At 46.2% G+C, this 15432-nt stretch carries 14 protein-coding genes; 4 read left to right on the forward strand and 10 right to left on the reverse strand.

Going from position 1 to position 15432, the window contains the following annotated elements:
• Nucleotides 1–93 precede the first annotated feature (93 nt).
• The 8 genes from glmM to carA are packed head-to-tail and all read right to left on the reverse strand — an operon-like array spanning nucleotide 94 to nucleotide 10154.
• Nucleotides 94–1443, reverse strand: a complete 1350-nt coding sequence (glmM, locus tag B4F66_RS11795) for a phosphoglucosamine mutase (protein WP_292353701.1) — start codon at nucleotides 1441–1443, stop codon at nucleotides 94–96.
• A complete protein-coding gene (folP, locus tag B4F66_RS11800) occupies nucleotides 1436–2275 on the reverse strand; it encodes a dihydropteroate synthase (RefSeq protein WP_292353700.1) in 840 nt (279 codons plus the stop codon). The genes glmM and folP overlap by 8 nt, the downstream gene beginning before the upstream one ends.
• A gap of 13 nt (nucleotides 2276–2288) precedes the next feature.
• Nucleotides 2289–4190, reverse strand: coding sequence for an ATP-dependent zinc metalloprotease FtsH (gene ftsH / locus B4F66_RS11805; protein WP_292354101.1), 1902 nt, complete (start codon nucleotides 4188–4190; stop codon nucleotides 2289–2291).
• Nucleotides 4191–4235: 45 nt separating this feature from the next.
• On the reverse strand, nucleotides 4236–4853 hold the full coding sequence (rlmE, locus tag B4F66_RS11810; RefSeq protein ID WP_292353699.1) for a 23S rRNA (uridine(2552)-2'-O)-methyltransferase RlmE: 618 nt from the start codon (nucleotides 4851–4853) through the stop codon (nucleotides 4236–4238).
• A gap of 1 nt (nucleotide 4854) precedes the next feature.
• Nucleotides 4855–5319 (reverse strand): DUF4149 domain-containing protein, encoded by a 465-nt coding sequence (locus B4F66_RS11815; protein WP_292353698.1) that lies wholly within the window; start codon nucleotides 5317–5319, stop codon nucleotides 4855–4857.
• A gap of 3 nt (nucleotides 5320–5322) precedes the next feature.
• Complete coding sequence (gene greA, locus B4F66_RS11820; RefSeq protein WP_292353697.1) at nucleotides 5323–5799, reverse strand: transcription elongation factor GreA; 477 nt, start codon at nucleotides 5797–5799, stop codon at nucleotides 5323–5325.
• Complete coding sequence (gene carB, locus B4F66_RS11825; protein ID WP_292353696.1) at nucleotides 5799–9017, reverse strand: carbamoyl-phosphate synthase large subunit; 3219 nt, start codon at nucleotides 9015–9017, stop codon at nucleotides 5799–5801. Before carB ends, greA begins: the two co-directional genes overlap by 1 nt.
• 6 nt (nucleotides 9018–9023) lie before the next feature.
• On the reverse strand, nucleotides 9024–10154 hold the full coding sequence (gene carA, locus B4F66_RS11830; protein WP_292353695.1) for a glutamine-hydrolyzing carbamoyl-phosphate synthase small subunit: 1131 nt from the start codon (nucleotides 10152–10154) through the stop codon (nucleotides 9024–9026).
• A 164-nt stretch (nucleotides 10155–10318) separates the two neighbouring features.
• On the opposite strand from carA, the gene hemB reads away from it, so the two are divergent.
• Together hemB and aroE are read left to right on the forward strand one after the other, a co-directional pair.
• Complete coding sequence (gene hemB, locus B4F66_RS11835; protein ID WP_292353694.1) at nucleotides 10319–11329, forward strand: porphobilinogen synthase; 1011 nt, start codon at nucleotides 10319–10321, stop codon at nucleotides 11327–11329.
• A gap of 3 nt (nucleotides 11330–11332) precedes the next feature.
• Nucleotides 11333–12154, forward strand: a complete 822-nt coding sequence (gene aroE / locus B4F66_RS11840) for a shikimate dehydrogenase (RefSeq protein WP_292353693.1) — start codon at nucleotides 11333–11335, stop codon at nucleotides 12152–12154.
• A 59-nt stretch (nucleotides 12155–12213) separates the two neighbouring features.
• Here aroE and B4F66_RS11845 read toward each other — a convergent pair whose 3' ends face one another.
• Entirely contained in the window at nucleotides 12214–12615 is a 402-nt protein-coding gene (locus B4F66_RS11845) for a Spy/CpxP family protein refolding chaperone (protein ID WP_292353692.1), read from the reverse strand.
• A 247-nt stretch (nucleotides 12616–12862) separates the two neighbouring features.
• Here B4F66_RS11845 and B4F66_RS11850 point away from each other — a divergent pair, with 247 nt between their 5' ends.
• Complete coding sequence (locus B4F66_RS11850) at nucleotides 12863–13549, forward strand: response regulator transcription factor (protein WP_292353691.1); 687 nt, start codon at nucleotides 12863–12865, stop codon at nucleotides 13547–13549.
• Nucleotides 13549–14889 (forward strand): sensor histidine kinase, encoded by a 1341-nt coding sequence (locus B4F66_RS11855; protein ID WP_292353690.1) that lies wholly within the window; start codon nucleotides 13549–13551, stop codon nucleotides 14887–14889. Before B4F66_RS11850 ends, B4F66_RS11855 begins: the two co-directional genes overlap by 1 nt.
• 26 nt (nucleotides 14890–14915) lie before the next feature.
• Here B4F66_RS11855 and sodC read toward each other — a convergent pair whose 3' ends face one another.
• Nucleotides 14916–15428 carry a superoxide dismutase [Cu-Zn] SodC gene (gene sodC / locus B4F66_RS11860; protein WP_292353689.1) on the reverse strand — a complete coding sequence of 171 codons (513 nt, stop codon included), beginning with the start codon at nucleotides 15426–15428 and terminating at the stop codon, nucleotides 14916–14918.
• Between the last annotated feature and the right edge of the window lie 4 nt (nucleotides 15429–15432).

The raw sequence follows: 15432 nt of genomic DNA on the forward strand, positions 1-15432 counted from the left end.
TACTCTCAATAAGAATTAATTATAAAGGGTACCGACAGACCGAAGATAAAGCAATGTCCTCTCCGCTCACTCTGTTGGCATAGAATTACTTATCTAACGTTGTAATATTATCTCAATTTGTTCGGCCAGAGACTTGGCTAACTGGTTCGTGCGGGTTGCATCGTGCCCCTCAACCATTACTCTTATAACCGGTTCTGTTCCGGAAGCTCTCAGCAGCACTCGCCCTTCCTGACCAAGTGTTTTCTCCACTTCTTCTACAGCCGTTTGAATTTCCGGATAATCCCGTAAATTAACCAGCTTATCAATACGTACATTAACAAGACGTTGTGGATATTTTATGACAGCAGAGCACAGTTCATGCAGGCTGCTACCCGTTTGCTGGATTTCAGCCAGTACCTGCAATGCTGCAACAATACCATCCCCCGTGCTGGTTTTATCCAGACAGATAATATGTCCTGAGGCCTCGCCACCAATCAGTCCTTCAACCTGTTGCAGCTTCTCCATCACATAACGATCACCGACATTTGCCCGATGCAGAATAATGTCGTGTTTTTCCAAGGCATGTTGCAATCCCAGATTCGACATCTGTGTACCGACCACATGGCCTCTATCCAGACCAACACGTTGTCTTCCACGGGCAATGATAAACAGAATATCATCACCATCTACCAGCTCGCCCTGATGATCCACCATGATAAGGCGGTCACCATCGCCATCCAGAGCAATACCCAAATCAGCTTTATGCTCGAGAACGCTGGCTTGCAGTAATCGCGGTTCAGTCGAACCACAATTCTGATTGATATTCAGACCATCCGGCTCGGCGCCCATCAAAATGACTTCGGCACCCAGTTCACGGAATACGTTTGGTGCGATGTGATAAGTGGCACCATGAGCGCAATCCACCACAATTTTCAGATTGGATAAATCAACCCCAGTCGAAATGGTGCTTTTACAAAACTCAATATAACGTCCTGCAGCATCAGCAATACGGTGGGCCTTGCCTAAATAGGCAGAATCAACCGTTCTAATCGGCTGGTCAAGCATTGCCTCAATCGCCAGTTCAACTGAATCCGGTAACTTGGTTCCCTTATCAGAGAAGAATTTAATGCCATTATCATGATAGGGATTATGCGAGGCACTGATTACAATGCCTGCCTGGGCATGAAATGTGCGGGTTAGATAAGCTACTGCGGGGGTTGGCATTGGCCCCATTAAATATACATCTACACCAGCGGCTGAAAGGCCTGCCTGTAATGCGGATTCAAACATATAACCGGATATTCTGGTGTCTTTACCGATCAAAACCTTGCTGTTACGTTCCTTCGCCAACACACGTCCAATCGCCCAGCCGAGTTTTAATACAAAGTCAGGTGTAATGGCGCCATCGCCTACTCTTCCTCTGATGCCATCAGTACCAAAATAACGTCGTTTTTGTTCAGTCAAAATCGTTAACCTGCATTACATGTTCACACAATCGGACTGCCTGTACGGTTTCCCGGACATCATGACTGCGTATGATCTTTGCGCCTTGCCATATCGCTATCGATGCCAGAGCCAGGCTTCCCGCCAATCGTTCTTCAACCGATATATTGAGCATCGCACCGATAATGGATTTTCGTGAAACGCCGACCAGCACAGGCAGATCCGATTCCGTTATCACCGATAGATGCTTCATTAATCGCAGATTATGACGGGCATTTTTACCAAAGCCAAATCCCGGGTCCAGAATAATCTTTGAACGCGAGATTCCCGCTGCTTCACAGGCAGCAACCCGCTCAGACAGAAATTCATTTACTTCACTGACCACATCGGAATAGTGGGGCTGTTGTTGCATGGTTTGAGGTGAGCCCTGCATATGCATCAGGCACACCGGCACGCCCAGTTCTGCAGCTGCCTGTAATGCCCCATCACCACGCAATGCATTTACATCGTTTATCAGGCTCGCTCCAGCAGTGACTGCAGCACGCATCACCTCAGCCTTCATGGTATCAATTGAAATAACCACATCAAGCTCAGCATGAATGGCTTCTATTGCAGGCACCACTCGGCGAATTTCTTCTTCAACACCAACAGGTTCAGAGCCGGGACGAGTCGATTCGCCACCAATATCAATAATAGTAGCGCCATCAGCAACCAGTTTTCGAGCTTGTTCGAGGGCTTTATCAGCCGAAAAAAAACGCCCGCCATCCGAAAAGGAGTCGGGCGTTACATTGACGATGCCCATAACGTGCGGAGCGGACAAATCCAGAGATTTGCCCGCAAAATCCATCATCATGATTTAACTTTTCTCAGTTTAATTGATCAGCAGGTTTGCCTGTAGGTTCCGGGCCATCTTCATCTGCTTTAGCGGATGGTGGTGGAGTCGATGATTTATCATCCCAACCCTTAGGTGCACCTGGTTCACGTCCTTCCATGATCGCATCTATCTGATCGCTATCAATCGTTTCGTATTTGATCAGAAGTTTTGCCATGGTGTGCAATTTATCAGCATTTTCAGTCAGAATATTTTTGGCACGATCATAATTCCTGGTAATCAATGCACGAACATCTTCATCAATCTGTTTAGCTGTCAAATCAGATACTGACTTGTGCTGGGTAACACTGCGACCCAGAAAAACTTCGCCTTCTTCTTCACCATAAGATAAAGGCCCCATATTGTCCGATAGTCCCCATTTGGTGACCATATTGTGTGCCAGTTCTGTTGCCCGCTGAATATCATTTGAGGCACCAGTAGTCACTGCTTCAGCACCAAAAATCATTTCTTCAGCCAGTCGACCGCCATACAGGCTTGAAATCTGACTTTCCAATTGTTGTTTGGTGTAACTGTATCTGTCTTCGATCGGTAAAAACATCGTTACACCCAGCGCACGACCACGAGGGATGATACTCACTTTATACACTGGATCGTGGCCCGGTACACTGCGCCCAACAATGGCGTGACCGGCTTCATGATAGGCCGTCAGTTCTTTTTCTTTATCACTCATGACCATTGAGCGACGTTCAGCACCCATCATAATTTTATCTTTGGCTAACTCCAAATCCACCATTGATACCAGGCGTTTGTTGGTGCGGGCCGCAAATAAAGCAGCTTCATTCACCAGATTGGCAAGGTCAGCACCTGAAAAGCCTGGCGTTCCACGTGCAATGACACTTGGATCAACATCTTCATCAGCGGGCACTTTACCCATATGAACTTTCAGAATCTGTTCACGTCCACGAATATCCGGTAATGGCACTACTACCTGTCTGTCGAAGCGACCCGGACGCAATAAGGCGGGATCAAGTACGTCAGGACGGTTGGTGGCGGCAATAATAATGACGCCTTCATTACCTTCAAAACCATCCATCTCAACCAACAACTGATTCAGTGTCTGCTCACGTTCATCATTACCACCGCCCATACCGGCTCCACGGTGACGACCGACGGCATCAATCTCATCGATAAAGATAATACATGGTGCATGTTTTTTTGCTTGTTCAAACATGTCACGAACCCGTGAGGCACCGACACCAACAAACATTTCAACGAAATCAGAACCCGAAATAGTAAAGAAAGGTACTTTCGCTTCACCGGCAATCGCTTTGGCTAATAATGTTTTACCAGTACCTGGCGAACCAACCATCAGAATACCGCGTGGAATGCGTCCACCCAGCTTCTGGAATTTGCCTGGATCACGCAAGAAGTCGACTAATTCATGAACTTCTTCTTTAGCTTCCTCGACGCCAGCAACATCTTTGAAGGTCACTTTAACCTGATCTTCATTCAACATGCGGGCTTTGCTTTTGCCAAACGACATGGGGTTTTTACCACCGCCACCTTGCATCTGACGCATGAAGAAAATCCACACACCAATCAGTAACAACATTGGGAACCATGAAATAAATATCTGCATTAGCAGACCGGTTTTTTCTGCTGGTTCAGCTTTGATAGCCACTCCGTTATCCAGCAAATCACCAATCAGGCCTGGATCGTAATCTGGACTGTAGGTAGTAAAGTTACTGCCATCCGATAATTTGCCGGTGATCGTCCGACCCTGGATATCCACACTGGAGACCCCGCCATTTTTCACACTGCTGATAAAGGTCGAGTAATCCATTTCGCTCTGCTTGCTTTGCTGCGGACCGAAATTGTTAAATACCGACATCAATACCATCGCGATGACGACCCATAAAACAATATTTTTCATCATGTCACTCAATGTTTGTTACCCCTAGTAACGTTAGTCTTTTTACTGTCATTTCAGTCCACGTCCGAGTAGATATACCTCACGGCTGCGAGCACGTGAAGCATCAGGTTTACGGGTTGTCACTTTATTAAAATGTGACCGCATAGACTTCAAAAATTCATCAAAGCCTTCACCCTGAAAAACTTTGACCAGAAAATCACCCTGTTTACTCAAGTTATTAATAGCAAAATCCAATGCCAGTTCGACAAGATACATACTACCCGGCTGATCGATTGCGCCTACACCTGTCATATTGGGGGCCATATCCGATAATACAAGGTCTATTGATTGTCCGGCCAATACTTCATTCAGTTTTTCGAGTACATGATCCTCACGAAAATCACCTTCGATGAAATGTACTCCAGTCAAAGGCGTCATCGGTAAAATATCCAATGCGATAACTTTACCTTTGTCACCGACCCTATGCAAAGCATAATCAGACCATCCGCCCGGCGCCGAACCAAGGTCGACCACCGACATGCCGTTGCGTATTAATTTGTCTTTCTGATCGATTTCTTCCAGTTTGAAGGTTGCTCTGGAACGGTAACCTTTCTGCTGTGCTTTTTTGACATAAGGATCGTCAAAATGTTCTTTCAGCCAATTTGTGCTGGATTTACTGCGTGCCATTTCAGCTCTTCTCTGCCACGTGGATTTTGTCAGTACTCAGTACTAACAATAATCCGGCAATACTCAACATCAGATACAGGTTCTGACTCAGCATATGTAACCATTCAAAGCGCTCGGCGAGATTGGTCTCTAGACGCCAGTTATCGACCGTTTTTATGCTGGCCATCTCAGGCTGTATATACATGCTGAATATCAAGGTAATCACCAACATGGCCATCAAAATCCAGAAACGCCAGGAATGTATTGCCCGGCCACGCTGAATAATTATTTTGCCCAGAAGAATCAGCGTACCACTGATTATGCCAATAACATTCACTGCAAAAAACAGTTTGGCCGCATAATCTGCGGCCACCAATGTCTCAAGGCTGATAAAAGCCAGCGGAACAGCAAGATAACCGACTGACCATAAAGCGCCTACCCACAGTGTCAGTAATAAGCGTTCGCCAATAGTTTCAGAACGATTCAACCGTTAGCCCAGATAATGAATGCCGGTAATTTCATATTCGATTGCACCACCCGGCGCCTGGACAGTTGCTACATCGTCAATTTCCTTGCCGATCAATGCCCGTGCAATAGGTGAAGAAATTGAGATACGGTTCAATTTAATATCGGATTCATAATCGCCCACGATCTGATACTGCTTTTCTTCATCAGTATCGATATTCAGCAAATCGACCGTAACACCAAACACAACACGGCCATCTTTAGGCAACGAAGTGGGATCAATTATCTGACAATCAGCCAAAGTCGATTCAAGTTCCTGAATACGGCCCTCAATAAAACTTTGCTGTTCACGGGCTGCATGGTATTCAGCATTTTCTTTTAAATCGCCATGCGCACGGGCTTCAGAAATCGCATCCACCACGGCTGGACGTTTAACGGTTTTCAGTTCATGTAATTCAGTTTTCAGTGCCTGAGCACCGCGTTCTGTTATTGGTACGGCCATTAATTCAATTCTCCATGTAATGACTGTAAACGATTCACCGAGACACTGTCTTCGCAATGCAGGGCCAGAATTGTGGCACGAGCAGCGGCTAATGTTGTGGTGTAGTTCACCTGATGTTGCAATGCAGCGCGGCGTATTTCTCTTGAATCCGCAACGGCCTGACGACCTTCTGTTGTATTCACAATCAGGGCAATTTCATCGTTTTTAATCATATCCACAATATGCGGCTGACCTTCTGCGACTTTTTTAACTCGCTCACAGGGCACATCGGCCTCCATCAGCGTTTGTTGTGTGCCTCGCGTGGCCAGCAACGAGAAACCCAAGCCTAACAAATCTTTGGCAATCTTGATAACCGATTGTTTGTCGGCATCACGCACTGAAATAAAGGCTTTACCTCCAACCGGCAGACTCACCGATGCCGCTAACTGGGATTTGGCAAAAGCCTCACCGAAAGTACGGCCCACGCCCATTACTTCACCAGTGGATTTCATTTCCGGTCCAAGAATCGGATCCACACCCTGGAACTTGATGAATGGGAACACCGCTTCTTTAACCGAATAGTAAGACGGAATCACTTCTTTAGTTACACCCTGCTCTGCCAGGCTCATACCGGCCATACAGCGTGCAGCAACTTTAGCCAGCGGTACACCAATCGATTTAGATACATATGGCACGGTACGTGATGCGCGTGGGTTCACTTCCAGAATAAATATACGGTCACCCTGAATGGCAAACTGGGTATTCATAAGTCCCACTACGCCCAGTTCAAGTGCCATCTGTTTCACCTGTACCCGTAACTGATCCATGACTTCCTGACTCAGACTGTAAGGGGGTAAGGCGCAGGCAGAGTCACCGGAATGAACACCCGCCTGTTCGATATGTTCCATAATGCCGCCGATAAGCACTTCCTTACCGTCACAAATTGCATCGACATCGACCTCAATGGCGTCATCCAGGAAACGATCCAGTAATACCGGAGAATCATTGGAAACCGATACCGCAGTCAGCATATAACGTTGTAACTCTTCTTCGTTATAAACGATTTCCATTGCACGGCCACCCAATACATAAGATGGACGAACCACTAATGGATAACCGATTTCTGCCGCCAGTGACACAGCGGTATCAACTGAATGTGCCAAACGATTTGGCGGTTGCAGTAAGCCGAGTTTTTCGACCATTTGCTGGAACCGTTCGCGATCTTCTGCATGGTCAATGGCATCCGGCGAAGTACCAATAATTGGCACACCGGCAGCTTCAAGTGCACGCGCCAGTTTCAATGGTGTCTGACCACCGAACTGGACGATCACGCCTTTAGGTTTTTCCAGCGCAACAATTTCCAGTACGTCTTCCAGCGTCAGTGACTCAAAATATAGTCGATCCGATGTGTCGTAATCGGTGGAAACGGTTTCTGGATTACAGTTGACCATAATGGTTTCGTAACCATCTTCGCGTAACGCCAGCGCGGCGTGAACACAACAATAATCAAACTCAATACCCTGACCAATACGGTTAGGACCACCACCTAAAATCATGATTTTGTCACGATTAGTCGGATTGGCTTCGCACTCTTCGTCATAGGTTGAGTACATATAGGCAGTAGAGGTTGAAAATTCAGCTGCACAGGTATCAACCCGTTTATACACCGGACGAACTCCCAATGCATGACGATGGCTGCGAAATTGTTTTTCTGTTTTGTGTAACAATTTTGCCAGTCGTGAATCAGCGAAACCTTTGCGCTTCAACGCGCGCATTTCAGCTTCATCAATATCGTTTAACGAACGCTCTTTAAGCTGATTTTCAATTTCCACCAGCTCCTGAATCTGAATCAGGAACCACGGATCAATATGTGTTAGCTGCTGAACTTCGTCAAAGCCCATTCCATAACGGAAAGCATCACCTACGTACCAAAGACGATCGGAGCCAGGCAAACTTAATTCACGGCGTAATACTTCAGCGGTATTTTCGGCTTTCAGATCCAGAATTTCGTTAAAACCATCCCGATCTGTTTCAAGACCACGTAATGCTTTCTGTAAAGACTCCTGGAAATTACGACCAATGGCCATCACTTCACCGACAGATTTCATCTGAGTGCTCAGACGGTTATCCGCCAACGGGAATTTTTCAAAGGTAAAACGTGGAATTTTAGTGACGACATAATCAATAGTCGGTTCAAATGACGTTGGTGTCGCATTGCCGGTAATTTCGTTCTGTAATTCATCCAGTGTGTAACCCACTGCCAGTTTGGCAGCGACTTTGGCAATTGGAAAACCGGTGGCTTTCGAAGCCAAAGCCGATGAGCGTGACACCCGTGGATTCATTTCGATAATGATCAAACGACCGGTTTCCGGATTTACCGCAAACTGCACGTTCGAACCACCGGTTTCCACGCCAATCTCACGCAAAACTGCCAGCGAGGCATTACGCATGATTTGGTATTCTTTATCGGTCAGCGTCTGGGCAGGTGCCACAGTGATTGAGTCACCAGTATGCACGCCCATTGCATCAAAGTTTTCAATGGAACAGATAATGATGGCGTTATCTTTTTTGTCACGCACCACTTCCATTTCGTATTCTTTCCAGCCGATGATTGACTCTTCAATCAGCAATTCTGAGGTCGGGCTGAGATATAAGCCACGCTGGCAGATATCGACAAAGTCTTCACGGTTATAGGCAATTCCGCCACCGCTGCCGCCCATGGTAAATGACGGCCGGATAATGACCGGGAAACCAAATTTCTGTTGAACTTCAAGCGCTTCATCAAGGGAGTGCGCAATATCCGATTGCGGCATATCCAGACCAATTTTACGCATCGCCGCGCGGAACAAATCGCGATCTTCGGCCTTATTTATGGCTTCACTGTCAGCACCGATCATCTCGACGCCATATTTTTCCAAAACGCCATGTTTTTCCAGTGCCAATGCACAGTTCAACGCGGTTTGGCCTCCCATGGTTGGCAATATCGCATCGGGACGTTCAACTTCGATAACCTTGCTGACTGCTTCCCAGGTAACTGGCTCAATATATGTCGCATCAGCCATATTTGGGTCAGTCATGATAGTGGCCGGGTTGGAATTGACCAGAATGACGCGATAACCTTCTTCTCGCAGGGCTTTACAAGCCTGTGCGCCAGAATAATCAAATTCGCAGGCCTGACCGATAACAATCGGACCAGCACCCAGAATCAGAATGCTTTGAATATCAGTACGTTTAGCCATTATGTGTTATTTACCTGTCGCTTGTTCGAGTAGGTCGATAAAGTGATCGAATAGAGGTGATGCATCCTGTGGACCAGGGCTGGCTTCCGGATGTCCCTGGAAGCTGAAAGCCGGTTTGGTTTTATGATGAATACCCTGCAATGTTCCATCAAATAAAGAACGATGAGTGGTTTCAACGGTGTCAGGCAGAGTGGATTCATCTACAGCAAAACTGTGATTCTGACTGGTAATCATCACCAGACCTGCCAGCAATTCCTGAACCGGATGATTCGCCCCATGATGACCGAATTTCATTTTTTCGGTTTTGGCACCACAGGCCAATGCCAGTAATTGATGTCCCAGACAGATACCAAAAATCGGCATCTCTTTATCGAGGAAATACTGAATCGCCTTAATCGCATAATCACAAGGTTCTGGATCACCCGGGCCATTGGCCAGGAAAATACCATCAGGATTCAACTTCATGACTTCTTCAGCAGGCATTTGTGCAGGCACTACTGTCAATTTGCAGCCACGTTCGGTAAGCATACGCATGATGTTTTTCTTGATGCCATAATCATAGGCAACCACATGAAAACGCGGCTCGGCTTTACGAGACTGGTTGTCGATGTGCCAGATACCATCAGTCCACTCATAAGCCTGTTTGGTTGAAACTTCTTTGGCCAGATCCATGCCTTTCAAACCAGCAAAGGCTTTGGCCGCAGCAATTGCCGCATCAACATCAATATTATCGCCAGCAACGATGCAGCCTTTTTGCGCACCTTTTTCCCGTAACAGACGGGTCAGCCGCCGGGTATCAATACCAGCCAGTCCGACTACATTCTGGCGCTCAAGATATTTATCCAAAGCTTCTTCACCACGCCAGCTGGACATGACCGGTGAAAGTTCGCGAATGATTAAACCACTGGCATACACCTGGTCAGATTCTTCATCGTCTTTATTGACGCCAACGTTACCGATATGCGGATAAGTCAGGGTGACGATTTGGCGGCAATACGACGGGTCGGTAATAATTTCCTGATAACCTGTCATCGCGGTGTTGAAGACCACTTCACCAACTGACTGGCCCACAGCACCGATTGATTCGCCGTGAAAGACCGTGCCATCTTCAAGAGCAAGTAGCGCAGTTGTACGCAAGGGGAACCTCCACCAGATAAAAAAGGAACAGGGGACGACGTTCTCCCCGGACAAAATCTTTGCAATTTTAGCCTATCTGCAGCCTATGCGTCCACGCTAAAAACGATGACAAGTTACCTTGCCAGCGGTAGTATGAAGCGCAGCTTATTTACCTGGCAGAACTTATGACCCAACAGTATTTTAATTTTTCCGCTTTTCCACAACAAAGACCCCGCCGTTTGCGCAAAGATGACTTTTCCCGGCGACTGGTTCGAGAGCATCAGCTCACCGTCGATGATCTGATTTATCCCTGCTTTGTACTCGAAGGCAAAAATCAACGAGAAAAAGTCACTTCAATGCCTGGGATGGAGAGATTGAGCATTGATTTGCTGCTTCAGGAAGCTGAAATCATTCACAAATTGGGTATTCCGATGATGGCATTGTTTCCAGTGACCCCATTGGAGCAGAAGTCACTGGATGCTGCAGAAGCGTTTAATCCCGATGGTCTGGCGCAACGCGCTGTCAGAGCCTTAAAAAAAGCCTTCCCCGATTTGGGGGTAATGACTGATGTTGCTCTGGATCCTTTTACCACTCACGGTCAGGATGGGCTGATTGATGACAACGCCTATATTATTAATGATGAAACGGTGGAAGTATTAATCAAACAGGCGTTATCTCATGCCGAGGCAGGAGCCGATGTAGTCGCTCCCTCCGATATGATGGATGGACGTATTGGCGCGATACGTAACACGCTGGAAAATGCCGGGCACATACATACTCGTATCATGGCTTACTCCGCTAAATATGCCTCCAGTTTTTATGGACCATTTCGCGATGCTGTGGGCAGTGCAGGGAATTTAGCCGGTGGCAATAAATTCAGTTATCAGATGGATCCAGCCAATTCTGATGAGGCTTTACATGAAGTCGCATTGGATATTCAGGAAGGTGCTGATATGGTGATGGTTAAACCCGGCATGCCCTATCTTGATGTCTTGTACCGGGTGAAACAGTCTTTCCAGAAACCCACTTTTGTTTATCAGGTCAGTGGTGAATATGCGATGCTCAAGGCAGCAACGTTGAAAGGCTGGCTCAGTGAAGAAGTGATTATGGAAAGCCTGCTGGCATTTAAACGTGCGGGTGCAGACGGTATCCTCACCTATTTCGCTAAAGATATTGCACAACAGTTACAGCGCTAAATCATGACAGATAAATACGCCGTGATCGGTAACCCGATCCACCATAGTAAATCCCCGCTGATTCATGCCGCGTTTGCCAGACAAACCGGTGAGGATATTGAATATACAGCGATTGAAGTACAGTTGGACGGACTGCATAACAGTCTTCAACAGCTTCGCGACGTGCTTAAGTTAAAAGGCATCAATGTAACGGTGCCATTTAAGGAGCAGGTCTGGGAGATAACCCAGCAAAAATCTGCCCGGGCCGAATTGGCTGGAGCAGTTAATACCGTTGTATTCAATAGTGATGGCAGCTTGTTTGGTGACAATACAGATGGCATTGGTCTTTGCCGTGATTTAGCGGTCAATCATCAGGTGGAGCTTACCGGCAAAAGAATTTTATTACTTGGAGCCGGTGGCGCTTCACGTGGCGTGATCGCGCCCCTACTTGAATACAAACCGCTCGGAATATTTATTGCCAACAGAACGGCTTCAAAATCCATTCACCTTGCCGAGCTGTTTGCCCATCTGGGCAATGTTCATGGCGGTGGATTTGATGACATTGACGGTGAATTTGATGTGGTGATTAATGCCACCGCAGCCAGTTTACAGGGTGAAGTGCCTCCTTTGCCTGATACGGTGCTGGCAAGTGGCGCCTGCTGTTATGACATGATGTACAGCGAAGCTGATACAGCATTTATCAAATGGGCTAAAACACATAATGCAGCCAAGACAATTGATGGTATGGGCATGCTGGTTGAACAGGCCGCAGAAGCCTTTTATATCTGGCGTGGTGTGCGTCCGCAAACAGCTTCAGTAATTTCACTGCTTCAAAAGAAATCCTGAACAACGCCCATAAAAACCTCATCCTGCATTCATTGTCAGGATGAGGTAAGTAATTTTATTCAAGGCTTGTTACGGTTTTCAGAGTCGGCCATTTTCTGCTTCAGCTGCTGTTTTTGTTCTGCTGTTAGCACATTGAAAATCGCATTATTCAATTTAGCTTTTTTAGCTAATCTGTCGGCATGAGATTCTGTGGCTTCATTGATTATGGCTTCTAGCTTGTTTTGATCCAGACGATCATTAAAAGCCAATTGGTTTAATTTCTTGCGCAGCTCCCAGTGCGACTTCATATCATTTCTTTTATCAGTTTGCTGAGCCTCAACTAATTTTTTGATTTCTGATTTTTGATCCTCGTTTAAATCAATGCCTTGCAACATAAGAGGGATACCATCATGTTCACCGTGCATTTTCTTCATATCGCTGTATTTACTGCCTTCACCACAGCTTTTATGTTTATCGGCCATGGCAGGTACTGCTAAAAATAAAGCTGGAATCAAACTGAGCGCCATTAATTTGCTACGCATAGGTATTCTCCTAAAAAGGTTATTTTTTTTAACGAAATACTGTCGTTCGACAGGTTGCAGACAGTATTGATGGATTAACTGTTAATGACTGTTTTGATATGTAAATTCAGGTAAAACACTGATTTACAATTAGCTGATTAATATTTGCGGACGTATCATTACTTTAAAAAAATAACAGGACATCTCTGTGAGCAAAGTATTAATTATTGATGATGATGTGATTCTTTCTGGTCTATTTCAAGACTATCTGGAGGAAGAGAAGTTTCAGGTTCGCACTGCAGATACAGCAACAGAAGGGCTGCAGCTTGCCTTGCAGGGAGATTTCGACATTGTGATTCTGGATGTGATGTTGCCTGATATGAGTGGCACTGAAGTATTAAAACTCATCCGTCAGCAAAGTCATGTGCCCATTTTAATGTTTACCGCAAAGGGTGACGATGTTGATCGCATCATGGGACTGGAATCTGGGGCCGATGACTATGTACCTAAACCCTGTACTCCCAGAGAATTAATTGCTCGAATCAAAGCTATTTTGCGGCGCAGTGAAATCACCCGACAACAGCAACAGGATGAAACCGTTATTCAAACGGGTCCGTTACAACTCTGGCCTCAACAACGTAAAGCCTTATGGTTTGATACCGCGCTGGAACTGACCAGTACCGAATTCAGCCTGTTGGAATCCCTTGCAAGAAATGCCGGTCAGGTCGTCAGTAAAAATGCATTATCAGAAGCAGCATTAGGCCGGCCGCTGGCACGCTTTGATCGCAGTATTGATGTGCATATGAGCAGTATTCGGCATAAGCTGGGAGAACAACAGGATGGCCATTCTTATATTCAGACAGTCCGTGGTAAAGGTTATCAGTTGATTAAGTAATGCGAAGTTTATTCTGGAAATTCTTTTTTGTTTTTTTATTGGCTTTATTACTGACGAGTATTGGTGTCGCCAGTGGCATGTGGCTACGCCATAATGCAGAACGTCAGTCCTTCGAGGCAATTCCGGTGCAAATGGGCTGGAAAGCTACAGACCTTGTCGACAGTGCGGCTGATATAGCGCGTTATGCCGGTATCGAGCCGCTAAAAAAGTACCTCCATGAACAACAACGTAATGGCATTAAGCTTTTCGCCGTTAATCAGGATAATCAGGATATTCTGCAACGGAATATTGATCCGCAATTACTGGCAACGACGAGACAATTATTATTTGAAAATCAAAGAATACGCTCTGTCCAACAAGTAATTTTGGAAGATGGCAGAGCCTTGCTGTTATTTATCCCCTCCCCTGAAAAACTCGGCCAGAAGCTGGATCGGCCCAAACCTCCTAAACCACCACTCTTATTATTACTGGGCATGTGGTTGATGTCGGGATTATTATTCAGTGCTTTACTGGCCTGGTGGTTTACCAAACCCATCCGTATTCTAAAGAAAGCCTTTAATGATGTTGCAGATGGCAAACTGGATACCCGAATTAGCCCGGCTATGGGAAAACGTCGTGATGAATTGGCTGAACTGGGGCAGAACTTTGATTATATGACCGGGCGCATAAGCCAGTTGCTGAATGCACAGAAACGATTACTCCACGACGTTTCTCATGAGTTACGTTCACCCTTGGCACGGATGCAGGCTGCGATTGGTTTGGCACAGCAAAGTCCGGATAAAACCGCAAAAATGCTGGATCGGGTTGAACGTGAATCCGAGCGTATCGATCATCTCATCGGTGAGTTGCTGAATTTATCTCGTCTGGAAAATCCGACAACTGAAAATGATGAAAGACAACTTTTCGATCTAACAGAAATGCTGCTGGATATTGTGGAGGACGCTCGTTTTGAAGCCCAGAATAAACATGTTCAGATAACGCACAATACTTTTGAGCAAATCAGTCTGTTTGCACGCCCTGAGCTTATTCATAGTGCTATTGAAAATGTTTTGCGCAATGCGATTAAGTATTCACCTGAAAATGGAGTGATCCAACTAACCACTGAAAAATTAGCCGGTCATTGGCAAATCACTATAGAAGATCAGGGTCCGGGAATTGCTGAACAGGATTTACAGCAAATTTTTCAGCCGTTCTTTCGCAGTCGTGACAACCACCAGCAAGATGGTATCGGTCTGGGGCTGACGATTGCTCATCGTGCTATTGAAATCCACGGCGGCGAGATTATTGCAACAAACAGACCGGAAGGCGGACTTAATATTTCAATCTTGCTTCCGGTCTGATTACTGATTTATCTAGTTGACGGAGATTATTCCGTTACACCGCAGGCGACTCGGGCACCGCCACCACCTAAGGGTTTAGGATGATCAGAGTGATTGTCACCACCAGCATGAATCATTAATGAACGCCCTTGTAAATCTTTAAGCGTCAAGCGTGGTGCAAGCACTGGATGAGTTGCTGTTCCATCATCGGCTACATACAACGGTGGCAAGTCACCGGCATGACCACTGCCCCAAGGGGTGTCGTGCTTACCAGTATCGTAGGGATCATAATGACCACCAGCGGCTAATGCAGGCACCATTTCACCGTCTTTTTCAGCGGCATCACAGCTTGGATTCTGATGCACATGAAAGCCATGCAAACCGGGTGTTAACGATTTTAAATCCGGGGTAAAAACCAGACCAAATGCTGATTGATGTACTGCTACGGTTCCCAGGCTTTTGCCGGTTCCCTGTTTGTCCACTTCATAAAGCTCGATCTGTGTATCAGCAAGTGCTACTGAAGATGTCAGCGCAATCATTATGCTCGTCAATAGTTTCATAATC

Source organism: Methylophaga sp. UBA3603 (genome assembly GCF_002375335.1).
Lineage (GTDB): Bacteria > Pseudomonadota > Gammaproteobacteria > Nitrosococcales > Methylophagaceae > Methylophaga.